The sequence below is a fragment of the Puniceibacterium sp. IMCC21224 genome (assembly GCF_001038505.1).
In the GTDB taxonomy this organism is placed as follows: Bacteria; Pseudomonadota; Alphaproteobacteria; order Rhodobacterales; family Rhodobacteraceae; genus Puniceibacterium.
In genome coordinates this window covers 1,130,660-1,155,956 of the sequence record NZ_LDPY01000001.1, presented here as the reverse complement: position 1 = coordinate 1,155,956, position 25,297 = coordinate 1,130,660, and the positions used below count along the sequence as shown (strand labels likewise).

Annotated in this window: 20 protein-coding genes, 1 tRNA gene and 6 pseudogenes; 9 read left to right on the top strand and 18 right to left on the bottom strand. The window is 61.8% G+C overall.

Annotated features, from left to right (window positions below):
* Positions 1–125 precede the first annotated feature (125 nt).
* Entirely contained in the window at positions 126–2,318 is a 2,193-nt protein-coding gene (locus tag IMCC21224_RS05370) for a primosomal protein N' (RefSeq protein WP_047994477.1), read from the bottom strand.
* A 103-nt stretch (positions 2,319–2,421) separates the two neighbouring features.
* Between IMCC21224_RS05370 and fsa the strand changes: the two genes are divergently transcribed.
* Positions 2,422–3,075, top strand: coding sequence for a fructose-6-phosphate aldolase (gene fsa, locus IMCC21224_RS05365; protein ID WP_047996886.1), 654 nt, complete (start codon positions 2,422–2,424; stop codon positions 3,073–3,075).
* Between the two features lie 148 nt (positions 3,076–3,223).
* On the opposite strand, the pseudogene IMCC21224_RS28450 reads toward fsa, so the two are convergent.
* Positions 3,224–3,381, bottom strand: a pseudogene (locus tag IMCC21224_RS28450) (IS3 family transposase); the annotation flags it as partial.
* 22 nt (positions 3,382–3,403) lie between these two features.
* Positions 3,404–3,862, bottom strand: a pseudogene (locus IMCC21224_RS05360) (transposase); the annotation flags it as partial.
* 112 nt (positions 3,863–3,974) lie between these two features.
* On the opposite strand from IMCC21224_RS05360, the pseudogene IMCC21224_RS28445 reads away from it, so the two are divergent.
* The 7 genes and pseudogenes from IMCC21224_RS28445 to IMCC21224_RS05320 all read left to right on the top strand — a co-directional run.
* Positions 3,975–4,474 (top strand): annotated as a pseudogene (locus IMCC21224_RS28445) (IS21 family transposase); the annotation flags it as partial.
* A 343-nt stretch (positions 4,475–4,817) separates the two neighbouring features.
* The gene (locus tag IMCC21224_RS05350) at positions 4,818–5,198 is read left to right on the top strand and encodes a transposase (protein ID WP_047994475.1); all 381 of its coding nucleotides are present in this window, start codon (positions 4,818–4,820) and stop codon (positions 5,196–5,198) included.
* Positions 5,195–5,542 (top strand): IS66 family insertion sequence element accessory protein TnpB, encoded by a 348-nt coding sequence (gene tnpB, locus IMCC21224_RS05345; RefSeq protein WP_047994474.1) that lies wholly within the window; start codon positions 5,195–5,197, stop codon positions 5,540–5,542. Before IMCC21224_RS05350 ends, tnpB begins: the two co-directional genes overlap by 4 nt.
* Before the next feature lie 62 nt (positions 5,543–5,604).
* Positions 5,605–7,283, top strand: a pseudogene (locus tag IMCC21224_RS05340) (IS66 family transposase).
* 52 nt (positions 7,284–7,335) lie between these two features.
* Positions 7,336–8,404 (top strand): annotated as a pseudogene (locus tag IMCC21224_RS05330) (IS3 family transposase).
* 38 nt (positions 8,405–8,442) lie between these two features.
* Positions 8,443–8,931 (top strand): annotated as a pseudogene (locus IMCC21224_RS05325) (IS1 family transposase); the annotation flags it as partial.
* 27 nt (positions 8,932–8,958) lie between these two features.
* Positions 8,959–9,468: a hypothetical protein gene (locus IMCC21224_RS05320; RefSeq protein WP_047994472.1), complete on the top strand. Its 510-nt coding sequence runs from the start codon at positions 8,959–8,961 to the stop codon at positions 9,466–9,468.
* Positions 9,469–9,474: 6 nt separating this feature from the next.
* On the opposite strand, the gene IMCC21224_RS05315 is transcribed toward IMCC21224_RS05320, so the two are convergent.
* The 6 genes from IMCC21224_RS05315 to IMCC21224_RS05290 form a co-directional block, all read right to left on the bottom strand.
* Positions 9,475–9,549: transfer RNA gene (locus IMCC21224_RS05315), tRNA-Glu, on the bottom strand.
* Positions 9,550–9,705: 156 nt separating this feature from the next.
* Entirely contained in the window at positions 9,706–11,457 is a 1,752-nt protein-coding gene (gene recJ, locus IMCC21224_RS05310) for a single-stranded-DNA-specific exonuclease RecJ (protein ID WP_047994471.1), read from the bottom strand.
* Between the two features lie 103 nt (positions 11,458–11,560).
* Positions 11,561–12,526 (bottom strand): class II fructose-bisphosphatase, encoded by a 966-nt coding sequence (gene glpX, locus IMCC21224_RS05305; protein WP_047994470.1) that lies wholly within the window; start codon positions 12,524–12,526, stop codon positions 11,561–11,563.
* A gap of 94 nt (positions 12,527–12,620) precedes the next feature.
* A complete protein-coding gene (locus IMCC21224_RS05300; RefSeq protein WP_047994469.1) occupies positions 12,621–13,907 on the bottom strand; it encodes a homoserine dehydrogenase in 1,287 nt (428 codons plus the stop codon).
* A 109-nt stretch (positions 13,908–14,016) separates the two neighbouring features.
* Positions 14,017–14,304, bottom strand: a complete 288-nt coding sequence (locus tag IMCC21224_RS05295; RefSeq protein WP_047994468.1) for a hypothetical protein — start codon at positions 14,302–14,304, stop codon at positions 14,017–14,019.
* 169 nt (positions 14,305–14,473) lie between these two features.
* Positions 14,474–14,893: a c-type cytochrome gene (locus IMCC21224_RS05290; RefSeq protein ID WP_047994467.1), complete on the bottom strand. Its 420-nt coding sequence runs from the start codon at positions 14,891–14,893 to the stop codon at positions 14,474–14,476.
* A gap of 244 nt (positions 14,894–15,137) precedes the next feature.
* Here IMCC21224_RS05290 and IMCC21224_RS05285 point away from each other — a divergent pair, with 244 nt between their 5' ends.
* Positions 15,138–15,572 (top strand): DMT family transporter, encoded by a 435-nt coding sequence (locus IMCC21224_RS05285; RefSeq protein ID WP_047996883.1) that lies wholly within the window; start codon positions 15,138–15,140, stop codon positions 15,570–15,572.
* A gap of 12 nt (positions 15,573–15,584) precedes the next feature.
* Here the strand turns inward: IMCC21224_RS05285 and IMCC21224_RS05280 are convergent, their stop codons facing one another.
* From IMCC21224_RS05280 to IMCC21224_RS05240, 9 genes are all read right to left on the bottom strand, one after another.
* Complete coding sequence (locus tag IMCC21224_RS05280; protein ID WP_047994466.1) at positions 15,585–16,232, bottom strand: DUF3047 domain-containing protein; 648 nt, start codon at positions 16,230–16,232, stop codon at positions 15,585–15,587.
* 74 nt (positions 16,233–16,306) lie between these two features.
* Positions 16,307–17,287, bottom strand: a complete 981-nt coding sequence (locus IMCC21224_RS05275) for an Ldh family oxidoreductase (RefSeq protein ID WP_047994465.1) — start codon at positions 17,285–17,287, stop codon at positions 16,307–16,309.
* Between the two features lie 70 nt (positions 17,288–17,357).
* Complete coding sequence (locus tag IMCC21224_RS05270; protein WP_047994464.1) at positions 17,358–18,041, bottom strand: ABC transporter ATP-binding protein; 684 nt, start codon at positions 18,039–18,041, stop codon at positions 17,358–17,360.
* Positions 18,034–19,320, bottom strand: a complete 1,287-nt coding sequence (locus tag IMCC21224_RS05265) for a lipoprotein-releasing ABC transporter permease subunit (RefSeq protein ID WP_156178135.1) — start codon at positions 19,318–19,320, stop codon at positions 18,034–18,036. Before IMCC21224_RS05265 ends, IMCC21224_RS05270 begins: the two co-directional genes overlap by 8 nt.
* A 254-nt stretch (positions 19,321–19,574) precedes the next feature.
* Positions 19,575–20,537 carry an ABC transporter substrate-binding protein gene (locus IMCC21224_RS05260; protein WP_047996882.1) on the bottom strand — a complete coding sequence of 321 codons (963 nt, stop codon included), beginning with the start codon at positions 20,535–20,537 and terminating at the stop codon, positions 19,575–19,577.
* A 25-nt stretch (positions 20,538–20,562) separates the two neighbouring features.
* Entirely contained in the window at positions 20,563–21,564 is a 1,002-nt protein-coding gene (locus tag IMCC21224_RS05255; protein WP_047994462.1) for an ABC transporter permease, read from the bottom strand.
* Positions 21,561–23,060: a sugar ABC transporter ATP-binding protein gene (locus IMCC21224_RS05250; protein ID WP_047994461.1), complete on the bottom strand. Its 1,500-nt coding sequence runs from the start codon at positions 23,058–23,060 to the stop codon at positions 21,561–21,563. The genes IMCC21224_RS05255 and IMCC21224_RS05250 overlap by 4 nt, the downstream gene beginning before the upstream one ends.
* The gene (locus IMCC21224_RS05245; protein WP_047994460.1) at positions 23,057–24,214 is read right to left on the bottom strand and encodes a Gfo/Idh/MocA family protein; all 1,158 of its coding nucleotides are present in this window, start codon (positions 24,212–24,214) and stop codon (positions 23,057–23,059) included. Before IMCC21224_RS05245 ends, IMCC21224_RS05250 begins: the two co-directional genes overlap by 4 nt.
* Complete coding sequence (locus IMCC21224_RS05240; RefSeq protein ID WP_047994459.1) at positions 24,211–25,269, bottom strand: sugar phosphate isomerase/epimerase; 1,059 nt, start codon at positions 25,267–25,269, stop codon at positions 24,211–24,213. The genes IMCC21224_RS05245 and IMCC21224_RS05240 overlap by 4 nt, the downstream gene beginning before the upstream one ends.
* Between the last annotated feature and the right edge of the window lie 28 nt (positions 25,270–25,297).

Sequence of the window (25,297 nt, the reverse complement as noted above, 5' to 3'; positions counted from 1 at the left end):
CCCGAGATGTAGAGGGGCGGCCACAGACAAACAAGGCACCAGCAGGAAAGAACCCGTTTTTAGCGTCTTAGATCGACACGCATGTCGAATCCTGCGCGCCACTGCGGGGCAGACCCGCGATGACATCAGTAAAAGCTTTGAGGGTCGATATCGATTGCCATGCGGATTTGCCCGCGCAAACGGAACTGCCCGGTCCAGGCCAGCAGCGCGGATTGCAGCGGAGCGCCCTTTGGCGCCTTGACCAGCAACCTTACCCGATGCCGCCCGCGCACCCGTGCAATTGGTGCCGGCGCAGGGCCAAAGACCTGCGCGCCCACTTTGCGCAGCGCGTCGTCCTGCCGTGCCAGCGCATTGCCAAGGTCAAAGATTTCCTGCACCTCGGTCGAACTCAGAATGATCCCGGCCATTCGGCCATAGGGCGGCACCCCAGCGGCACGGCGTTCTTCGGCTTCGGCGCGCCAGAACCGTTCCTCGTCACCACCGAGGATGGCGCGGATCACCGGATGTTCGGGTTGAAAGGTCTGCATCAGCGCGATACCCGGCTTTTCCGCCCGCCCGGCCCGCCCGGCCACCTGGCGCATCAGTTGAAACGTGCGTTCGGCGGCGCGCAGATCCGAGCCCTGCAACCCAAGGTCGGCGTCGATTACCCCAACCAGCGTCAGCAGCGGAAAATTGTGCCCCTTGGCCACAAGCTGCGTGCCGATGATGATATCCGCCGACCCTTCGGCGATCCCCTCAATCTCGGCCTTCATGGCGCGGGCCGATCCGTACATGTCTGACGACAGCACTGCGACCCGCGCCTGCGGAAACAACTCGGTGACCTCTTCGCCCAACCGCTCAACGCCGGGACCAACGGCGGATAACCGATCCTCGGCCTCGCAGGACGGACATTTGGTCGGCACCGGCTTGCTCTCTCCGCATTGATGACAGACCAGCCGTTTAAGGAACCGATGTTCAACCATCCGCGCATCACAATGGTCGCATCCGATCTGAAACCCACAAGCCCGGCAGATCGTCACTGGCGCATAGCCACGCCGGTTGAGGAACAGCAATGACTGCTCGCCCTGTTCCAGCCGCACCTCGATTGCCCGCCTCAGGGTGGGCGAAACCCATTTATTGCCCGGCAGATCCTCGGCCCGCATGTCGATGGCGCGCATCTCGGGCAGGACAGCCGCACCGAAACGCGAGGTCAGTTCGATCCGCTCGTATTTGCCCGTCTCGGCGTTGGCCCAGCTTTCCAAGCTAGGGGTGGCCGAGGCGAGCACCACACGTGCGCCGCAAATCGACGCGCGCAGCACCGCCATGTCGCGGGCGTTGTACAGTACACCCTCTTCCTGCTTGTATGAGGTGTCGTGTTCCTCATCCACGACGATCAGGCCCAAATCGCGAAACGGCAGGAACAGGGCAGAGCGTGCTCCGGCGACGAACTGCACCTTGCCCTCGCCCACCATTTTCCAGACCCGGCGGCGTTCGGTCATGGTCACGCCGGAATGCCATTCGGCGGGGCGCGCGCCGAACCGCGCCTGAACCCGCGTCAGGAATTCCGCGGTCAGCGAAATTTCAGGCAACAGTACTAACGCCTGACGGCCCTGCGCCAGACATTCCGCCACCGCCTCAAGATACACCTCGGTCTTGCCCGACCCGGTGACGCCGCGCAGCAAAACGGTGCCATAGCCGCCCATGCGCAGCCCTTCGCGCAACCGTTCGGCCCCTGCCGCCTGATCGCCGGTCAGTTCCTTGCCACCATACGCGGGGTCGAGCACGGGAAACGGCGTGTCGCGCGGGCTCTCTTCTTCCTGAACGGCGCCGAACTTGACCAGCCCCTTGACCACACTTGTTGTCACGCCCGCCGCCTCGGCCAGCTCGCCCAGGGTCAGTGACAGCCCGCCCAGATCGCGCAATACCGCGAGCACGCGGGTACGGGCATCGGTCATGCGATCCGCAGCGCCCTGCCCCAACCTGTACACCTTGCGCATCGACGGCGGGTCACCCAGCCCCGGTGCCCGTGTACAAAGCCGCAGCATCGCAGGCAGCGGCGTCAGCGTATAGTCGCCCGCCCGTTCAAGGAAGCTGCGCAGCTCATCGCGCATCGGTGCCGCGTCCAGCACCCTGATCACCGCGCGCAGCTTGGCCCGGTCCCAGTCACCGGTTCCAGGACCCCAGACCACGCCCACCACCTTGCGCGGGCCCAACGGCACCTCGACAAACGCGCCGAGGAAGCAGCCGCCCTCGGGCGCGCGGTAATCCAGCGTCTTGTCCAGCGGTTGCGCCGTCAGCACCGCAATTGTCGCGCCTTGGTCAAAGAAGCTCGGGGGCATGGGGGCCTTTCATGTTAGCGCAATCAGGATTGGGGTTCCTGTGGCCGTGACTCTGGGGTATGACAGCGCCAACCAATTGCCAAGCAACGCAGAGGAGCGCAGTATGAAATTCTTCGTAGACACCGCCGAAATCGACGCCATCGCCGAACTGAACGCACTTGGCATGGTGGACGGGGTAACCACAAACCCGTCACTGATTCTGAAATCCGGACGCGACATCCTCGAAGTCACCAAAGAGATCTGCGACCTGGTCTCTGGCCCCGTCTCGGCCGAAGTGATCGCGCTGGACGCTGAATCGATGATCAATGAGGGCCGCAAGCTGGCCGAAATCGCGCCGAACATCGCGGTCAAAGTGCCGCTGACCTGGGACGGCCTCAAGGCGTGCAAGGTTCTGTCGGACGAGGGCAATATGGTCAACGTCACGCTGTGCTTTTCCGCCAATCAGGCGCTGCTGGCGGCCAAGGCGGGCGCGACATTCATCTCGCCGTTTATCGGGCGTCTGGACGATCTGAACATGGACGGACTCGAGCTGATCTCGGACATCCGCATCATCTACGACAATTATGGATTCGAGACGCAGATCCTTGCCGCGTCGATCCGCACCGCCAATCACATGTCGGAATGCGCCAAGATCGGCGCCGATGTCTGCACCGCCCCCCCAAATGTAATCAAGGCGATGGCGAACCATGTGCTGACCGACAAGGGTCTGGACCAATTCGTCAAGGACGCCGCCAAGGCCAATATCAAAATCGTCTGAGACTTGCAGCGCGGCTCTCTTCCGAGGCCGCGCGCCCTAGCAGGGTGCCAAAATTTGACGTTGCCCCCAAGTTTTATCCAACCTGAACGAAACTCTGGTGTTCAGCTTTGCGCAGTTAGCTCGTTTGTGCAAAGGGGGCTGGTCATGGGGCGCCGGACGGGGATGTGTCGGCGACGAGCGACCGATATTCACGGTGCGCTTGTCGACCACGGTCGGCGTCGGAAACCGCCGCCCATCTGTCAGTTGATCTGAGACAAAATCCAGCGACAACTGTGGCATTGTTGCGCAATTTACGACTGAGGCGTGACTTCCCCTTTCCCGACTGACGTCATGCCACGCAAACGATCTCGGCAGTGCCGAGGGCGGAGAAGCGGTTCATCAGGGCGACGCGGATCTGGATTTCTGCAGCTTGGCGGTCGGGGTCTCTTGCCGCGATGCGTTCACCGAAAGCCTTGAGGCAACGCATCTTCGCTTCGATTCGACTTCGGGTGTGGTATCCGGCCCAGCGTTTCCAGAACGCCCGGCCATAATGCCGTGTAGCGCGCAGGGTGTCGTTGCGGGCTCGGGCTGCCGGACAGTCCTCTTTCCAGGGCCGACCATTCTTGCGGATCCGGATGATCGCAGTGGCCTGGCGGTCGATGATGGCGGTGTGACAGCGGCGGGTGTCATAGGCGGTGACCGTGGTCTCTGGGATCTGGCCGAGCAGTTCCGGTAGCACAGGGCTATCGCCAGCGCTGCCTGGGGTGAATTCCACCGCTCGGATGTCAGACGTGGCAGTGTCCATGGCTGTTGATTTTCACCCAGAACTGAGCAGTTTAGGCGCATAATTTTCACTGAGAACTGAGCCATGTGAACCTTTCCTCGAAGCGGTGAGCGGAGGGGGCGACGGAGTGATCCACATGGGACTATTGAACATCATCCGACGGATGCATTTGCGGCAGAAGCTATCGATCCGGCAGATAGCACGGCTTACGGGCGTGTCACGCAATACGGTGACCAAGCATTTAGGGGCGAACACCATCGGGTCAAAATTCGCGACGCCGGAACGGCAAAGTAAGATCGCCCCCTTTGCCGAGAAGCTGGCGGGTCGGCGGAAGACCGAAGCCGGAAAGTCGCGCAAACAGCGGCGCAAAGTGAACCAGTTGCACGCCGATCTGCGCTTGGCTTCACCGGGTCCTATGCCCGGGTGGCGGCTTTTGCGCGATCGTGGCGGGCAGATCGGCAGCGTGAACAGCAGACGACGGGGCGCGGGACCTTTGTGCCGTTGCATTTTGACCCTGGCGATGCCGTCCAGTTCGACTGGAGCGAGGATTTTGCGGTTCTCGGCGGCGAGCGCACCAAGCTGCAAGTGGCGCATATCAAGCTGTCGCACAGCCGGGCTTTCGTTCTGCGCGCCTATCCGATCGACAGCCCGGTCTTCAAGGTGAAGAGCGGACATGTCGAGAAGGGTGGTGCAGAACCTTGGAGCGACGCCGACGCAGAGAAATTCCTGTTGTGTCACAGAGAAGGCACGATGGCCCGCCGGTGGTTTCTGCTCGCTGAGGCGACAGCGGGCCGCGTCGGTGACATGCACATCCTCGGCCCGCTGCATGAGATGACGCGAAATGAGCGTCTCTACATCCGGTTTCAGCCGTCGAAGAAGGGTAACCGGGCGATTGGCACCGCCTGCCTGGGTGTGGGGCGATGATTTAAGACACGTCGCTAAAGACGTCGTTCACGACGTGTCTTATGCGGGGTCTGCGATGCGTGGCGAAATTCTTGGGGTGGAGCGGCGGCGTTTCTGGCGTGACGAGGACAAGCTCGAGATTGTCATGTCGGTCGGGATCGACGGGGCAACTGTGACACAGGTGGCGCAGCGTCACGAGATCACGCGGCAGCAGATTTATGCCTGGCGGCATGACCTGAAGAAGAAGGGTCTGTGGTCGCCCGATGCCGGAGCGCTTTTCTTTCCGTTGGACATACCCGTGACAGCAGGCGTGCCGGTGGCGCAGTCTCGTGTCGCTGATGTGCCGCGCCCAAGTGCGGTTGAATTGCGCCTGCGGGGTGGACGCAGTTTGCATTTTGACAGCACGATCGATCCGACTGCGTTGTCGGTGCTGATCCGTGCAGTGGACGCAGCATGATCGGTCCCGGCACCGGCGTTCGCGTGTATCTGGCCTGTGGGATCACGGATATGCGCAAGGGGATCGCGGGGCTGGCGGCACTGACCCAGGACGTGTTGCGGCAAAAGCCTGCCAGTGGTGCGGTTTTTGCGTTTCGGGGTCGTCGTGGTGACCGGATCAAGCTTCTGTTTTGGGATGGGCAGGGATTTTGCCTTTACTACAAGGTGCTTGAACGGGGCCGTTTTGTGTGGCCGAGCGCGCAAGATGGCGCGGTGCGGCTGACCTCGGCGCAGCTTGCGATGTTGTGGGAAGGGATCGACTGGCGACGTCCGGATTGGGGTGCTCCGCCTGCGCGGGTGGGATGATTTTATTGACGTTTTGGCGTTATTCATATGGTTCTTCGACCTGACTTTTGCTAATCAGTCGCATGTCGAAACCTGCTGAAAATCTGCCGGATGATCCCGCTGAATTGCGCGCGATGATCGCCGCTTTGCAGGCTGAGAATGCCCGGATCGCCGCGGAAAACGCCAAGATATCGGCAACGCTTCGGGTCCATGACCAGCTGGTTCAGGCGCTGCGCCTGCGGATCGCCAAGTTGCAGAAACTGGCCTTTGGCAAATCCTCGGAAAAGGTCGAGCGCGAGATCGAACAGCTGGAACTGGCACTCGAAGACCTGTTGGTCGCGGTGGCCGAAGACGATGACGCGCCCATTAACGAAGGTCAGGATGAACCGTCACCGGACACTGCCGATGCGCCCGCTTTGCGTCGTCGGCCACGTGTCTCGGATGCGACCCCGCGCGAGCGTCGCGAACTGAACCCCGGTGCCTGCTGCCCCGACTGTGGCGGCGATCTGCGTGTCGCGCCAGAAGCGCGCATGTAAAGGCACGCACCTTTGGTGCGATGGGCGAGGATGTCAGCGAACTGCTGGACATGATCGCCGCTCAGATGAAGGTAATCCAGGTCGCCCGGATCAAGAAATCCTGTCGTCGCTGTGAGCGGATGGTGCAGGAACCGGCCCCCAGCCGCCCGATCCCGGGCAGCATGGCGGGACCGAACCTGTTGGCCCATGTGCTGGTCTCAAAGTTCGATGATCACCTGCCTTTGTATCGCCAGCACGAGATCTTCGCCCGTATGGGGGCCGACATTCCCGAAAGCACGCTTGTCGGCTGGTGCGGGCGGGCCATGAAGACCCTGCAGCCGCTGATCGCACGGATCAAGGCCGACATCATGGCCAGCGACCTGCTGCATGCGGACGACACGCCGATCCGGGTGCTGGATCGCTCTTTACGCGACAAAGGCCTTGGCAAAGGGGTCAAACAAGGCCGGATCTGGGTCTATGTGCGCGATCAGCGACCCTGGGCGGGGGCGTCGCCACCGGGGGCTGTCTATCGCTTTGCGCCGGATTGGAAGGAAGAGCATGTTCTTGGCCATCTCGCCGATGCGCGTGGTATCCTGCAAGCCGATGGTTACAAAGGTTATGCCAAGCTCTACGCGCCTGAACCTGATGGCACATCGCGTTTGCGCGAGGCGGCCTGCTGGGCGCACCTGCGGCGCGACTTCCACGACTTCTGGACCTCGACCAAATCCGAGATCGCCCGCGAGGCGCTCGACCGGATCGGCAAATTCTACGACATCGAGCGCGATATCAACGGCCAGCCCGCTGACGTGCGTCATGCGACGCGCCAAAAGCTTACCCGGCCCAAGGTGACGGCCTTCTTTGCCTGGTCTGAACAACAGCTCCTGCGCATCCCCGGCAAAAGCGATCTGGCCAAAGCCTTCCGCTATGGCCTCGCGCGGCAGGAGGCCTTCAGCCTGTTCCTGAGCGACGGGCGTGTGGCCATCGACAACAATCCCGCCGAGCGCGCCCTGCGCCCGATTCGAATAGGACGGAAAAACTGGTTATTTGCAGGGGCAGATACCGGCGCGGAAACCCTCGCACGTGCGATGACGGTCATTGAAACGGCAAAGCTGAACGGTCTCAATCCGCAGGCCTACCTTGCCGACATCCTCGGCCGCATCCACGATCACAAGATCAACAAGCTGGATGAATTGCTGCCGTGGAACTGGGTGCCATTGGCATCCGTGACGGACAGTCAAGCCGCATAAGCTGCGGTATCAATGGCAAGATGAACGAGGAGATTCAGATGAAGATGACAAGATACAGGAACCCCAGATCCTTGCGATACTGCGCCAAGCTGAAGGCGGTGTGCCGGTGGCTGAGCTGTGCCGTGAGCACGGCATGAGCTCAGCGTCCTTCTACAAATGGCGGGCAAAGTATGGCGGCATGGATGCGTCCATGGTCAGCCAGATGAAGGCCATGGAGGAAGAAAACCGTAGGCTGAAGCGGATGTATGCGGAACTGAGCATGCAAGCTGACTTGCTGAAGGAAGCCCTTGCAAAAAAGTGACCGGGCCATCTCAACGCCGCGAGATGGCCGAGAATGCAGTGGCGCGACGTGGGGCAAGCATCGCTCTGGCTTGCCGGACCTTCGGCGTCAGTGAGACCTGCTATCGTTATGGCCCAAAGCTGCGTGCCGAGAATGAAGAGATCGCCGATCTACTGACCGGGCTGACGGACGCCCGGAAGACCTGGGGGTTTGGGCTGTGTTTCCTGCACCTGCGCAACGTCAAAGGTCATCCGTGGAACCACAAACGCGTTTACCGCATCTACTGCGAGTTGGAACTGAACCTGCGGATCAAACCCCGCAAGCGGTTGAAGCGGGACAAACCTGACGCGCTGGCGGTGCCTGATGCGCCAAATGTGACCTGGTCAATGGACTTCATGGCGGATCGGCTTGGCGATGGTCGGGCATTCCGGCTGCTGAACGTGCTGGATGACTTCAATCGCGAAGGCCTGGGCATCGAAGTGGATTTTTCCCTACCCGCTGAACGGGTCATTCGCAGTTTGGACAGGATCATCGAGTGGCGCGGCAAACCCGGGACGATAAGAGTAGATAACGGCCCAGAATACATCAGTGGCAAGCTGCTGATCTGGGCTGAGAAACGGGCATCACGCTCCAGCACATCCAACCCGGTCAGCCGCAGCAGAACGCCTACATCGAGCGCTACAACCGCACCGTCCGACATGAATGGCTGCAATATATCATCGAAACTATCGAGGAGGCCCAAGATCACGCCACACAATGGCTCTGGACTTACAACAACGACCGCTCGAACATGGCCATCGGCGGCATCACACCCGCCCAGAAACTGAAAATGGCCGCGTAAGTTCTACGAATGCACCACGTTAAAAATGGGGGATTACCACCACAGACGGCCACGGCGGCTATCTCAAGGCAGTCACCGACGCGTTCTCCGGTGATGTGGACTACGCCATGCTGATCAAGCAGTACGGCGATCTGACGGGCCAGAAGGGCCAGGAGCGCAAGTATTCCCCCGCCGAATGCACTGGCGCGAAGAAAGAGGCGATTTTTGGAAAGCCCGACATGGCCGAAGTCGGCACCAGCCATATCGAGCGTCAAAATCTGACCATGCGTATGGGGATGCGTCGCTTTACACGCCTGACCAACGCTTTCTCAAAGAAGGCAGAGAACCACGCTTACGCGGTTGCACTGCACTTCATGCACTACAACTTTGTTCGCACTCACAAGACGCTGCGCATGACACCAGCAATGGCCGCTGGCCTTGTGGAAAGCCCTTGGGAAGTTGAGGACATTATAAAGCTGGTTGAAAAGGCAGAAGATGCAGCACCAAAGAAGCGCGGACCCTATAAGAAAAAAGATATTTCAAACTGACCCACTGCCAGCTGCGGTATCAATGGCATGATTACGAAGAAGGGTTCGTCGGAGGTCCAGCTTCCGCTGCCATGGGACTTCATGCTGGAGGCCGCCAACCTTCCCGTAAATGCTGCTGCCTACCTCCTGACCGAGAAGGGCAGGCCTTTCGCATCATCGGGTTCGCTCGACAACGCCGTCCGCAAGTGGATCATCGCCGCAGGGCTCTGTGAGCCTGTGCTCGACGACGCCAGCAACCCGGTCCTGGAAAAGAATGGGAAGCCGAAGATGCGCGCGACCCGGTCTCAGCATGGCATCCGCAAGCGCCGCGCAGAGCAGATCGCAGAGGCGTCGGGATCGGTTTACGAAGTCATGGCCTATCTGTCTCACAGCGACCCCAGAACCGCTGCAATTTATACCAAGCGTGTCGACCGGGCGAAGCTCGCCGAGCGCGCTTTTGTGCGCGCCGAGGCGGCTGCGGAAGCCCGGAGTGTCCCACGCTCCGAAAATCGTGGGACACTGGGCGCCGTAGAGCCCAGTAAAACAAAGAAAAATTAGGAAAATTGGCAGCCCGTAGGGGAATCGAACCCCTCTTTCCAGGTTGAAAACCTGGCGTCCTAACCGATAGACGAACGGGCCAGCTCGTGGCGTGAGCCGTGTTCTAGGGAAAGCATGACTGACGCGCAAGCGGATTTTTCAACAAAACGCGCCTCCGCAGAAAGTTTTTTCCCTCCTTGGGCAAGAAACATCACTCATCTCGAAAACTTATAGTCTGGCAACATCTTACCCGGAATCTTACATACGCGTTGACGAAAGAGAGGCATCTTCCAGCCGCAACTGTACCGAACGTTGCCCGGCCCATTCGTTGATTTCAAGCCGCCCGGCAAGGTGGAATCGCTGCCCACCATGTTCCAGCAACGTAGGTCCCAATGGCCCATCAAACGCGCCAAAGCTGATCGCGTCAACTCGAACTCCCAGCCCGTCACCGAACCGCAGCTTCAGATGTGCCTCCCCAACACGCTTGGCAAAGAGGATCTGCATGTCGGGAAAGACAAATCTCGGCCCTATAGCGCCAGCGCCAAAGGGACCCGCCTTTTCGATCTGCTCCAGAAGATCGACGCTTGCAGCACCGGGCATCAAAACTCCGTCGAGCGTCAGATCTGCCGCACCACCACTGCCTGAACCCTGACGCTCAAGCAGCGCGGCCAAACGCTCCATCGCGGGCTCCAGCGCGTTGCGCGCCACGGTCAGACCCGCAGCCATCTTGTGGCCGCCGCCCTTGATCAGCAACCCCTCCGACGCCAACCGCTGGATCGCGACCCCCAGATCGACGCCACTGACCGACCGGCCCGACCCCTTGCCCTCGTCTCCGTCCAGCCCGATCACGATTGCAGGACGGTTTGTCAGTTCTTTGAGCCGCGAGGCAACAATGCCAACGACGCCGGGATGCCACCCCTCACCTGCGGCCCAAACCAACGGCCCATCCAGCCCGCGTGTCTCGGCCTGCACCAGCGCGGCGGCCCGCACAGCAGCCTCAATCTCGCGCCGCTCTGTATTCAATTTATCCAGACGCTCGGCCATGGCCTGCGCCTCGTGTTCCGCTGTACAGGCCAGCAATCGCGCGCCCAGATCTGCCTGCCCAATACGACCCCCGGCATTGACACGCGGACCCAGAACAAAGCCCAGATGGTAGGCCGACGGCGCAGTGCTAATCCGCGCCACATCCGACAACGCCACCAGTCCGGGACGCGCCCGCCGCGCCATCACCAACAACCCTTGCCGCACCAGGGCCCGGTTCACCCCTTTCAGCGGCGCGACATCGGCCACAGTTGCCAACGCCACAAGATCCAGTAACCCTATTAGATCGGGACCCGCCTCGCCTGCTGCGCGACGCTGTCGCCCGGCCTCGACCAGCATCAGAAACACCACACCCGCAGCACATAGATGCGCCAGATCTCCGCTCTCGTCCTGGCGGTTGGGGTTTACCACGGCGTACGCCTCCGGCAGGGTCTCGCCCCCCAGATGGTGGTCAAGAACCACAACATCCGCACCCCGAGCTGCGGCAATCGGCCCATGCGACAAGGTCCCACAATCGACGCAGATGATCAGATCATGCCCTGCGGCCAGCTCGGCCATCGCGGGTTCGTTCGGGCCATAGCCCTCGTCAATCCTGTCAGGAATATATAACGTCGCGCGCGCCCCAAGCTGCCCGAACCAATCCAGCAGCAACGCGGCTGAGGCCCCGCCATCTACGTCGTAATCAGCAAAGATCGCAATCCGTTCACCACCACGCACAGCATCCAGAATGCGGCCCGCCGCCAGCTCCATGTCGCGCAACGACCGCGGGTCCGGCAACAGATCACGCAGCTTGGGGTCCAGATAGGCCGCCGCGCCGTCAGCCCCCACCCCGAGACGTGCCAGCAACAGACATAGCGCTGGAGCGAACCCGGTCTGCTGGGCCATCGCTTCGGCTTGCCTCGATATTTCTGCGCCAGGTCCAACCCAGCGCCGTCCCGTCAGCGATTGCGCAACCCCAAGAAAATCCATTTCACCCCATTGAAACGCTCAGGAGGCCAGAACGGCCCCCTGCTTCTTCTCTTCTCAAATACGCAAATTCCGCCCTCACCGCCAGCACCAGAGGGCGCAGATGTCAGCGCGTCGGATTGCGATAGGTCATGCGCCGCACAGATCCGGTCTTTGATCGCATCAAAATCGTCTCGGTGGTTAGATAACCGACCTCGCGCTTGATCCCCGACAGCAGCGATCCGCTGGTCACGCCAGTTGCGGCAAAAATCACGTGATCCGTCACCATTTCATCGCGCGTGTAGACGCGGTCCAGATCGGTGATCCCGGCCTTGCGGGCGCGGGCCTTTTCGTCGTCGTTGCGAAACATCAGTCGACCGTGAATCTGACCGCCCATACATTTCAGCGCCGATGCCGCCAGCACGCCCTCGGGCGCGCCACCCGATCCCATGTACATGTCGATACCGGTGATCGCCGGTTCTGCGCAATGCATCACACCCGCCACGTCACCATCGGTGATCAGCCGGATCGACGCACCGGTGCTGCGCACGGCCGCGATCATATCCTCGTGGCGCGGGCGCTCAAGAATACAAACCGTGATATCCGAAGCGCCGCAGCCACGGGCACGCGCCAGCGCGGCCACGCGCTCTTCGGGGGGCATATCCAACGTCACGACGTTTTCGCCGTAACCCGGCCCCACGGCCAGCTTGTCCATATACACATCCGGCGCATGCAACATCGACCCGCGCGGCCCCATCGCGATGACTGTCAACGCATTTGGCATGTCCTTGGCGGTCAGCGTCGTCCCTTCGAGCGGATCTAGCGCGATATCCACGCCGGGGCCATTGCCGGTGCCGACCTCTTCGCCGATAAACAGCATCGGCGCCTCGTCACGCTCGCCCTCACCGATCACCACAACACCGGCGATATCGAGCAGATTCAACTGTTCGCGCATCGCGTTGACGGCAGCCTGATCTGCGGCTTTTTCATCACCGCGCCCGATCAGCTTGGCCGACGCAATGGCGGCAGCCTCGGATACGCGGGCCAGGCCCAGCGATAACATGCGGTCGTTGAAATCGGTCGGATTGGCCATGCACTGTCTCCCAATATGCAGCTGAAAGGTCTTGCGGGGTGTTAAGCGCCCCAGACCAGCGACACAAGAATGGTTGCGCTAGCAGCTTTGGGGTTCAGACGGCTTCGATTCGCAGCACGACCGGGTCTGCGGCCACAACCCCGGTTGGGGCCATTGCCTCAATCGCCTGATCCAGCGCGGCGCGCGTTGTCTTGTGCGTCACGATCAGCACCGGCGCGGCCTCGTTCGTGTGATCATACTGGCGCATCCGGTTGATCGAAATCCCCGCCTCCCCCAGCGCGGTCGCCACCTTGGCCAGCGCGCCCGGTTTGTCCACCAAAGCCATGCGCACATAGTACGGCGCCGGGGTAGCAACCCGCGCAGCCGTCACCGATTTCAACGACGAGGCGGGCTGACCAAAGGTCGACAGCCGCGTGCCGCGGGCAATGTCCATCAGATCCCCCAGAACGGCGCTGGCGGTCGGACCTTCTCCGGCCCCTGCCCCGCGCATGACGATCTGGCCAACCTGATCGCCTTCGATCATCACCATGTTGGTCCCGCCATCAAGCTGCCCCAGCGGCGAGGTCTGCGGCACCAGGCACGGCGACATACGCTGTTCCAGCCCGCGCCCGGTCATCCGGCAGACGCCCAGCAGTTTGATCTTGTACCCCATATCAGCGGCCTGACGAATATCGTCGATCGACACCTTGCCGATGCCCTCCAGCTCGACCGCGCTAAAGGCCACTTGTGTGCCAAAGGCGATGGACGCCAGCAGCGACAGCTTGTGCCCGGCGTCGATCCCGCCGACGTCCAGTTCGGGGTCGGCTTCAAGATACCCCAGCCCATCCGCCTCGGCAAAAGCCTCTTGATAGGTCAGCCCGGCATTCTCCATCCGGGTCAGGATATAGTTGCAGCTGCCGTTCATCACTCCCATGACGCGGGTGATCTCGTTGCCGGCCAGACCTTCGGTCAAGGCCTTGATCACCGGGATACCACCCGCCACAGCCGCCTCAAATCGCAAAACGCTGCCCGCCGCCTCGGCCTGCAAGGCCAGCGCAGTACCGTGATGCGCCAGCAGCGCCTTGTTGGCTGTTACGACATCCTTGCCCATGGCCAGAGCCGCTTCGGTCGCTGCCTTGGCCGGACCGTCGCTGCCCCCCATCAACTCGACGAACACGTCCACGTCGTCACGTTTGGCCAGTGCAACGGCGTCATCCTCCCAGGCGTAATCCCCCAGCGGCACGCCACGGTCACGGTCGCGGTTACGGGCACAGACAGCACTGATCGTGATCGGACGTCCGGTGCGTTCGGCCAATAGCACAGATTTCTGGCGGATGATCTTGACCACCCCGGCACCGACGGTGCCCAAACCGGCAATTCCTAGGCGCAAAGGATCAGTCATGGCGGGACTCCTGTCATTGTTCGGGGAACGGTCGGGGCCGTTTCGGATCAGGCGCTGCCATATCCGGTTCGCAGGGGTGGTGCAACGCCCCGCGCGGACAGAGACCGGTTCAGAATGGGTCTGAAACGCCGCGCCGCATACGGCTGCGCGTTTGTGCATCAACCACAGGCCCGCTGAGGCGCGCGGCCCGTGCCCGCAGGCCCGCCACACGCCCGTCAACCCCGGCGCGCATCTCCGGCGTGGCACGTGGCGCCGCCCCGTCCAGCAGCGACTCGATCGGGACCAGCGCGGGAAACGCTGCTCCGGCCACACCCGGCGACTGCGACGCATCCAGTTCCGGGAACTGGGCGCAGGCGCACAGCAACAGGGGCAGCAGGATCAATTGCAACTGGCGCATCCGGGGGTCAGCCTTTACTAGGGTATTCCCCTCATGCCGCAGTCAGACATGCGGAGCAAGCCAAACGCTAGCGCCGACAAAGATGCGAACCGTAATCGGTCAGAGGATTTCAACGTCGCTCCTCGGGAATCTGCGAGCAATGGCAGACGCCCCGGCTGCATCACCGCGCTCAGCGGATGGCCTGAATGCTCTCAAGATATTCGACCAGCGCCACCAGTTTGCGTGGCGTCGGTGTCGCCTTGCCATCCCCGGTGTCGAACGGAATCAGGTCGCCCTCAAGCAGCGCGCCGAATTCCGGCATATCCGGCCCCTTGAGATCGGCCCGTGTGTAGCCGTCGATGATCGAAAGCACCTTGGCACGGGGGAATGTGTCGCCATGGCGCACAGAAATCAGCGTCAGGTTGGCGGGCGGTTTGACCATGGCACGGGCCATCGGGCCATCACCCACGGCGCTGTCACCATGGCACACCGCACAATTGGCCAAGAACAGCGCCCGGCCGTCGCTGGCCTGCGGCATGATCTCGGCGGGCGTACAAGCCCAGAGCGCGATGGCCGCCAGAGCGGAAACTGCAAAGGATGTTCTGACCATAGCGGACTCCTGTCGACAAATTTACCTATCCCTCTTCTGTTGCCCGCCACGGCGATCAATTCAAGGGGGAACATGCAGAGCGCTTGATCTACGCCGCTTCTCGCGCGACAAGTCGCAGCAAGGTCACATGCGTCACGCAGCGAACCTATTCGTTTGCGAACATGCCGCTGGATGCAGCAACCAGGCGGACAGTACCGCAATTCAAAAACGCCCCACGGACGACGGTTCCAAGGAGATCCATTTGATGCCCATCTACGCCCTCACGATGCTGCTGGCCGGATTCGGCATCCCTGTGCTGGCGGCTTTGAATGCGGCCCTTGGCGGGCGCATCGGATCACCGTTGGCCGCGGCCACGATCCTGTTTTGCGTCGCGCTGCTTGTCTCGGGGCTGCTGCTGATCGCGACCGGGCCACAGGTCCTGATGCGCGCAGGCGGCGCGCCCAAACATCTGTACACCGGCGGGCTTCTGGTGGCTTTTTACGTGATTTCGATCACCTATATCGCCCCCAAATTCGGCGTCGGAAATGCGGTGTTCTTTGTGCTTATCGGACAGTTGGCCTCGGCGGCGCTGATCGACCACTTTGGACTGTTCGGCGCACGGGTCAGCCCGTTGTCCCTGACGCGCAGTACCGGGATCGGACTGATGGTGCTGGGCGTCTGGGTCACGCAGCGGGCGTAACCCAGACGCCCCCTAGTTCACCTGCAATCCACTGACACTGGCACGGATAGTGCTGTCGGTGTCGTCGCTGTCACCCGACACCGCCAACCCGACCAGAGCCCCCGGAACACCGCCAAAGGCCCGGCCATAATCGCGCGCCAAATCCACAGATTCGGCACTGTGACCTGTGCCCGCAGTGCGCAGAACCACCGTCTTGCCCCGCGCGCCAAGATAAGGACTGTCGAGCACGGCGCCCCGCTGTGCCGCACCACCCCAGACATAAACCAACACCCGCGCGGCATCGGCACCCATCAATTTTCGGACACTGGCCCCCTTGAACGCCTGTGCCTGATCGGCGGGCAGGAACACGAAATATAACGCAAGGTTGCGGTCGTCGCCGCCCTTTTTACGCAGATCCGTTGGCGGAACGCCTTCTGTCACCGACCACGACCAGCGCGCGCTCTTGGCGGGCCAGAGCGCCTCTGGCAGCGCCTTGTAAGCGAGCGATACCGCGCCGTCCGACGCGACGGTCAAGGTGTTGCCCCTGAAGCCATAGCGGTTCTGCGAAAACAGCGAAAACTTTTGTTGCTTCCAGTCTCCGTCAAAGCCGACAGAAGCGGCCTCGGCGGGCAACGCCGTCGTCAGGGCGCAGGCAATGGCAAGGCTGGAAAATCGAAACATCGGGGTCCCCCTCTTTGCCGCAAAGATGCGTTAAAAACCGACTATCGCCACCCGACAATGCCGTGATCGCGGCGTTACCCCGCCGCCAACGCGGTCAGTTGCGACCACAGCGCGTCTGGCACGTCGACCTCGCTCCGCGGGGCCTTGCCCTGTCCCGGCATCCGCGCCTCAGGGTCCATCGCAACCGCTGCGGCGACCTGCGCCACCCGGTCGGCGAACACCTCAGAAACCCCTGGATCAATCAGCAGGAACACCTGCCCCAACCCATGCGGCGCGCCGTCAGGTGCCTTGAGCGGTTTGACATCGCGACTGGTCACGCCTCCGGTAAGCCCTGCTGTCATCAGCTCGACCATCAGGCCCAGACCCCAGCCTTTGTATCCGCCGGTGCTGGTCAGGGATCCCGCCAGCGCTGCCTCGGGGTCGGTGGTGGGTTGGCCGTTTGCATCGACGGCCCAGCCACGGGGGATCGTTTCACCCGCAGCGCGCGCCATGGTGATGCGCCCCAGCGCGACCGTGGTGGTGGATTGATCAAACATCATCGCGACACCGCCCTGCCCGTCCGGCACAGCGCAGGACACCGGATTGGTGCCGATCACGCGCGTCTGTCCACCGGGCGGCGCCACGATGGCCGACGCATTGGTCATGCCAATGCCAATCAGCCCGGCCAGCGCAATCTGTTCCGTGAAATACCCCAGCGCGGTGCAGGTATGCGACCGGCTGATGGTCAGGGTGACGGTGCCGGTCTCGTGCGCCGCCGCAATCGCCTGCGGTAGCGCACGGCCAAAGGCGGTCTGTGCAAAGCTGTTGCCGGCATCAACTTGCACAACACCCGCACGCGGGCGGCTGACCTGCGGATCAGGATTGCCCAGCACACGACCAGACCGCAGTTGCTGGCAGTAGCTTTCCAGATAGTAAAGACCGCAGATCCGGTTCTGTCGCGCCTCGGCCCAGGCAACCGCGCGCGCCATTTCGGCGGCGACCCAGGGCACGGCCCCATGCGCGCGCAGGGCCGTGGCAGAGAGGGTTTCGATATCGGTCACCAGGTGCTGCGGCATGGCGTGGTCCCCTTAGGTTCGCCGACAACGCTAGGCAATCCGACCCCGTCCCACAAGCGCGGCGTCGGGATCAGAGCGTGCGCAATACGCCCTGATCCAACCTCAGTTGCCGATCCATCCGCCCCGCGAGGTCAAGGTTATGCGTGGCAATCACTGCCGAAAGGCCGGTGCCGCGCACCAACGCCAGCAACGCCCCAAACACCTGATCCGAGGTGTCCGGATCGAGGTTTCCCGTCGGCTCATCCGCGAGCAGCAAACGCGGCGTATTGGCCATCGCCCGACAAAAGGCGACCCGCTGCTGTTCGCCCCCCGACAATGCCGCCGGTCGGTGCGATGCGCGTGGCGCGATACCGACGGATTTGAGCAGAAGCAGCGCGCGCGCATCCGCATCCGCGCGCGACGCACCATTGGCGAGTTGCGGCAAGACGATGTTTTCCTGTGCGGTAAATTCCGGCAGCAGATGATGGAATTGGTAGACAAATCCCACGCCGTCACGGCGCAACACGGTGCGGCGGCGGTCGGACAGGCCCGCCATGTCCTCTCCTTCGATCTCGACTTTGCCTTTGTCCGGAGTGTCGAGCAGTCCCGCGATATGCAGCAGCGTCGACTTTCCCGCCCCCGAAGGCGCAACAAGGGCGACGATCTCGCCGGCGCGCACAGTCAGATCAGCCCCCCGCAAGACGTTGATTTCATTTGGTTGACCCCGATTGTAAGCCATGTGGATATCACTGAGTCGCAGAACTGGATCACTCATAGCGCAGTGCCTCGACCGGGTTCATCCGCGCTGCGCGCCGTGCCGGAAAGATTGTGACCAGAAACGACAGGCCCAGCGACAGCGACACCGCCGACAGCACATCGCCCAGCCGCAATTCGGCTGGCAATTTATAGATGCCCCGCACCGCCGGATCCCAGACCCCGCCGCCCGCAACATAGTTTACCAGCGAAAAGATCGGGTCGATATACAGCGCAAACAGACAGCCCAGGATGACGCCCGCCGCTGTACCGATCAGGCCGGTGAACGCACCGCAGATAAAGAACACCCGCATCACAGCCCCTTCGGTCAGACCCATGGTGCGCAGAATACCGATGTCGCGGCCCTTGTTCTTGACCAGCATGATCAGTCCCGACACGATGTTCATCGCAGCAATCAGCACCAGCACGGACAGGATCACGAACATCACGTTATCCTCGATCTCTAGCGCGCGCAAAAACCCACCCGACGCATCCTGCCATGTCCAGATCAGGCCACGTTCGCCCGCAGCCTGCAACAACGGGGTGGCCAGCGCATCGACGGTTTCGGGATCGTCGGTGATCACCTCGAATTCATCGGCGACACCATCGCGGTTGAAATATAACTGCGCCTCGCCGAATGGCATGTATATCCGGGTTCGGTCGATGTCATAGCGACCGGCGGTAAAGATATAGACGACCTCATATGCCTTGACCCTTGGGCTGGTGCCGAACGCAGTTTTCACCCCATCGGGCGAGATCAGACGCAGCTGATCCCCCAGCGTGATCCCTAATTCCCGTGCGACACCCGATCCGATGGCAATCCCCCGATCGAACTGCGCAATATCGCCGCGCCCGGTTTCCGGGTCAGCAATGCGCGGGATGGTTTCCAGGTCGTCGGTGCGAATGCCGAACACCTCAACCCCGGCGTTGCGCCCGTCATAGGTCGCCATGACCTGCCCCTTGACCAGCGGCGCAACACGGGTCACGCCCGGCACCCGCGCCAAGGCTTCGGCCTTTTCGACGTAGTCAGGAATGGTGCGCGACACTAGGCCCGCGGCATCCTGCTCGGCATTGTAGTACACCGTGACATGCGCATTGGCGCCCAGGATCGTATCAACAAATTCGGTTCGAAACCCGGATCTGACCGCCAATGTCGCAATCAGGGCAAACACCGCCAGAGTGATACCCAAAAGGCTGATCCAGGTCATTACGCTGACGCCGCCCTCGGCGCGTTTGGCACGTAAATAGCGCCATGCAATCATCCATTCATACCCGGCAAAGGGGGGGGGAGTGCGGGTCAAGGTCTGATGCCTTTCAATGTTTCTGCTCGGGCGGGAAAGTGGCCTTTTGGGGCGGCAGGGTCAAGCGGGTCAAAATGACGATGCGCCCCGGATGTCATCCTGACTTCGGGTCGGCCCGGCCTCTTTTGATTACGCGTCCCTGCGCACCGCCCTCGCTTATATCCGCAACAGGGTCGAATCTGTGCTCTGGATCATCGAGAACGCAAAAGCCCGGGCGTTCCAGCCCGGGCTTGTCTCATGTTAGCCGACAGTGATCAGAACGGGCTGTCCGGGAAATAAAAGCTTTCCGCATTCTCGGGAGTGATGATCTGGCTGCCGATGATGAACCGGCCCGAGACGGGGGTGGAAGACACCAACCCCAGCGCGGTCAGTTCGATCGCGGTCGAGATCTGAGCCGGCGGGTAGGTCACATTGACCGGCAATTGTGGGTCACCGTCCATGATCCGCTTGATGATCTCTTTCATGCCGGCGCCGCCGACAACCCACATTTCATCGCTGCGGTCGGCCTGCGCGATGGCTTCGAGCACACCGATGGCCATATCGTCATCAGCGGCCCAGACGGCGTCGATGTCAGGGTATTTTGACAGGAAATCCTGCATCACGTTGAACGCGTCATCGCGGTTCCAGTTGCCGTGCTGCATATCGAGCACGTTGACACCCGACCCGTCGATTGCGGCGGTAAAGGCATCCACCCGTTCGTTATCAAGCGTGGTTGGGATGCCGCGCAGCACGACGATATTGTCGCCGTCGTTCAGGTTGGCGGCAAAGTATTCGCCCGCCGTACGGCCAAAACCAGGGTTGTCGCCCGCGACATACAGATCTTCGATCCCCGGCACCGACAGGCCGCGATCCACGACAGTGACCCAGATCCCCGCCTCTTTGACCGCCTGCACCGGCGAGGTCAGCGGCTCGGATTCGAACGGCAGCACAACAAGTGCGTCGATATCGCGGGTGGCGACCATGTCTTCGATATCGTTGACCATCTTGCCCGCATCGCCAGCTGTGGCCAGCACAAAGCTAAGGTTGGGATACGTCGCCTCAAGCCGTTTGATGGTGTCCTGCGCGTGGTAATTCAGCCCGCCCATGAAACCATGAGTGGCGGACGGGATGGCGACACCGATGGTGTAGCTGTCGTCCTGCGCCATGGACGTTGTCGCGGTTGTGGCAACCAATGTGGCCGCCAGCGCCGCGCCTTTCAGGATATCTCTGCGTTTCAAAATCATTCCTCCCAGTATTGCCGCTTTAATCGGCGGACTTGCCTTCGCGCTGCAGAACCACAGCGAGAATTACGATGATGCCTTGGATTGCGCCGTTCAGGTACGGCGACACAATCGAGGCGAGGTTCAGGATATTGTCGATCAGACTAAGGATCAGCACCCCAACGACAGTGCCCCAGACGCGACCAAAGCCACCTTTGAGCACGGTGCCGCCAATGATGACGGCCGCGATGGCCTCAAGCTCCCACAACACGCCGGTGGACCCAGAGGCCGAGCCAAGGCGCGGCACATACATGATGGTCGCAACGCCGACGAGCATGCCCAGCAGAACGTAGGTTGCCATGCGGGTGCGGTCGACTTTGACCGCGGAATAGCGCGCGACTTGTTCGTTGGCGCCAAGGGCGGCGCAGTGGCGGCCAAAGGGTGTGTGGCGCATTGCCAGCTCGCCCAGGATTGCCACCAGCGCAAAGACCAGGATCGGCCAGGCTATGCCCAGCAGACCGTCATAATAGACCGGACGATAAAAGCTGCGCGCGGCAAAATCCAGCGACAGTGTGCCCCCATCCGCAAGCCATGTAACAAGGCTGCGATAGATGCCCATCGACCCCAGCGTGACGATAAACGCCTCGATCCCCAGTTTCGCGATGAGAAAGCCGTTGACCAGCCCCGCCGCCAACCCGGCCAGCAGCGCAACACCCATACCGGCGATGATCAGCGGTACACCGACGCCAAGTGCAGGGATCATCGCGTTCATCGCCATGATCATCACCCCGGCGACAAAGGCCGCCATGGAGCCGACCGACAGGTCGATGCCGCCTGCGGTGATCACAAATGTCATGCCCACGGCGATGATGCCGATAAAGGCGGAGCGCGCCAGAACGTTGGTCACATTGCCATAACTCAGGAAATTACCATTCAGCGCCGCACCCAATGCGATCAACGCCAAGAGCGCCAGCACCGGGCCCAACACATGCAGGTTCAGGCCGCTTCGGCGCGACGGCGGGCTGGATGTGGTCGTGTCACTCATGCGATGTCCTTTTGTGCGTCAGCCGCACCCATAGCGAGCCGGAGGATCGCGCTTTCGGTGATCTCGGCCCCGGTCAGTTCCCCGGCGATATATCCGCGCCCCATGACAATGATGCGCGAGGCAAGGCCGATCACTTCGGGCAGTTCCGACGAGACGACGATGACGCTCTTGCCCTGCCCCGCCAGCGCGGCGATAAATTCGTAAATCTGCTGTTTCGTGCCAATGTCGATGCCGCGCGTCGGCTCGTCGATGATAACGATCTGCGGTTCGGCCAGCATGGTCTTGGCCAGCAGCAGTTTCTGCTGGTTGCCGCCCGACAGACTGCCGGCCATCATCTGACGGTCGTTCACGCGGATATCAAAGTCCCGGATCGCGTCAGTCAGTGCAGCATCTTCGGCCTGTTTGTCGATGCGAATCCGACCAAAGCGGTCGAGCGCCAGCAGCGTCAGGTTCTCGGTCAGGGATTTACCCAGCAACAGGCCCTTGTCCTTGCGGTCCTCGGTCAGATAGACCAGCCCGGCCTGACGCGCGGCCAGAACCGACCCCAACTTCAGCGCAGAGCCATTGACGCGAATGGTACCCGTGGCTGGGCGCAAACCGGCGATCCCCTCCATCAACTCGGTCCGCCCCGCGCCCACCAAACCGGCAAAGCCCAGCACTTCGCCCCGTCGCAGTTGGAACGACGCATCGCGCACCCGGCCCGGCACAGTCAGACCCTGCACATCCAGCACGATATCGTCCTGCGGCACGGGTTTGGCAGGAAACAGATCGCTGAGTTCGCGGCCCACCATGGCGGTAGCCATCGCATCCTCGGTGAACCCGGCTGCCGCGCGGGTCACAATCGGATGACCATCACGCAGCACCGTCACGCGATCAGCAATGCGCCGGATTTCATCCAGCTTGTGAGAGGTATAGAGGATCGCCGTACCTTCGCTCCGCAGCCGGTCGATCTGTTCGAGCAGGATATCCGTCTCGCGGTTGGTCAGAACGGCGGTCGGTTCGTCCATGATCAGCACACGGGCGTTGCGACCCAAGGCGCGGGCAATCTCGACCATCTGGCGGTTTGGCACAGACAGATCGCGGATGCGGGCGCGCGGATCGACATGGCAGTTCAGACGGGCGAGCAGCGCACGCGCCTCGTCCTGCATCGCCTTGTGATCCAGAAAGGGGCCACGTTTTTTCTCGCGACCGAGAAAGATGTTCTCTTCGACCGTCAGTTGCAGCGCAAGGTTGAATTCCTGATGGATCATCAGGATGCCCGCCGCTTCGGCCTGTTTCTGGTCGCTGAAATTGACCGCCTCGCCATCCAGCAGTAATTGCCCGTCGGATGGCGTCAGATACCCGCCGAGGATTTTCATCATCGTCGACTTTCCAGCGCCGTTTTCGCCGATCAGGGCATGGACCTCGCCCGCCGTCAGATCAAAATCGACGCCGTGCAGCACCTGAATCGGGCCAAAGCGTCGCGTGACACCCCGTGCCGCAAGCACTGCTGTCACAGCGTCACCCAAGCGGCATTGCGTTTGGATGAGCGAACGCAGGCATCGACAAAGGCGACGCCTTCGACACCATCATCGATGGTCGGAAAGGTAACGCCTTCGGGCAGGCCGACTCCGCTGCGCCGGGCACGGATCGCCGTAGCAGCCTCGGAATAGATGTTGGCGAAGGCTTCAAAGAATCCCTCGGGATGCCCGGCGGGAATGCGCGTCATGCGGGCGGCAGCATCGCCAGTCTGGGCGCTGCCACGGGTGATGCGCGTCTGCGGCCCGCCAATCGGCGTGATATAGAGCGCGTTTGGATCCTCCTGGAACCATTCCAGCCCTGCCTTGGTGCCGAACACCCGCAGATGCAGTGCGTTTTCTTGACCAGCAGCCACCTGACTGCACCACAACATCCCGCGTGCGCCGCCCTGATAGCGGATCATCACATGGGCATTGTCATCCACCAGCCGGCCATCGACAAAGCTGTGCAAATCGGCTGCCAGCGCCTCGGGTTGTAAACCGGTGACAAAGCGGGACAGGTTCCACGCGTGGGTGCCAATATCGCCGGTGGACCCGCCGGGGCCGCTGCGGGCGGGATCGGTGCGCCATTCCGCCTGTTTGTTGTCCGGTGCGGGGGCGTTGGCCAGCCAGTCCTGCGGATATTCAACCTGCACGACGCGGATATCCCCCAACTCGCCCGCTGCGACGCGGGCACGCGCCTCGCGCACCAGCGGATAGCCGGTGTAGTTGTGGGTCAGCACAAACAACGCGTCGGATTTGTCGGCCAGCGCCTTGAGCTTTTTCGCCTCAGCCAGCGTGGCGGTCAGCGGCTTGTCGCAGATCACGTGAATGCCACGTTTCAGGAATTCGCGGGCAACCGGGGCGTGCATGTGGTTCGGGGTAACGATGGCAACCGCCTCGATCCCGTCCTTGAGCCGCGCCTCGCGCTGCGCCATCTGGGTGTAATCGCTGTAGATCCGGTCATCGGACAGGCCAACCTCACGACCCGATGCCTGCGCCTTTTCCGGGGTCGATGACAGCGCCCCGGCCGTGAGTGTGAACGCACCGTCCAGCCGCGCAGCCACACGGTGGACCGATCCAATCATCGCCCCCTGCCCGCCGCCAACCATACCCAGACGGATCGGGCCGCTGCGGTCTGCAAAGCGGCTCATCGATCCAGCCCCAGCATTTTACGGTTTGCCGCCTCGTCCGTACCGCCACTGGCGAAATCGTCAAAGGCATGTGGCGTGACGCGGATGATGTGATCGCGGACAAAGGCCGCGCCTTCGCGAGCACCATCTTCGGGGTGCTTCAGCGCACATTCCCATTCGACCACGGCCCAGCCGTCAAAATCCATCGCTGCAAGTTTCGAAAACACCGCACCGAAATCGACCTGCCCGTCGCCAAGACTGCGGAACCGACCGGCCCGATTGACCCAAGACTGAAAGCCGCCATAGACACCCTGCCGCCCGGTTGGATTGAACTCGGCATCCTTGACATGAAACATGCCGATGCGGTCAGCGTAAATATCAAGGTTATCAAGGTAATCAAGGCATTGCAGCACGTAGTGGCTGGGATCGTACAGCATCTTGGCACGGGAATGCTGGTTCACACGATCAAGGAACATCTCAAACGTGACGCCATCGTGCAAATCTTCGCCCGGATGGATTTCATAACATAGGTCAACGCCGTTTTCATCGGCAAGATCCAGAAGCGGCTGCCAGCGTTTGCCCAGCTCATCAAAGGCTGCTTCGACCAGCCCGGCGGGCCGCTGCGGCCACGGGTAGATATAGGGCCAGGCCAGAGCGCCGGAAAAGGTTGCGACCGCCGAAAGGTTCAGGTTGTTCGACGCGCGGATGACCTTTTTGACTTGATCAACCGCCCAGGCCTGACGCGCCACCGGATTGGCGTGCACCGATGGGTCGGCAAAACCGTCAAAAGCGGTGTCATAGGCCGGATGCACGGCGACCAATTGCCCCTGCAAATGGCACGACAGTTCGGTAACGGTGATGCCGTTCTCTGCGGCCTCTCCTGCCCAGTCGTCGCAATATGTCTTGCTGTCTGCGGCTTTGTCCAGGTCGAACAACCGCTTGTCCCAACTGGGAACCTGCACACCGACGTACCCGCAGTCCGCCGCCCATTTGGTGATAGCTGACCAAGAATTAAACGGCGCGCTGTCCCCGGCAAATTGTGCCAGGAACAGGGCCGGGCCCTGTAATGTCCGCACGAAGCATCCCCCCTCGCGCCTCCCCCGG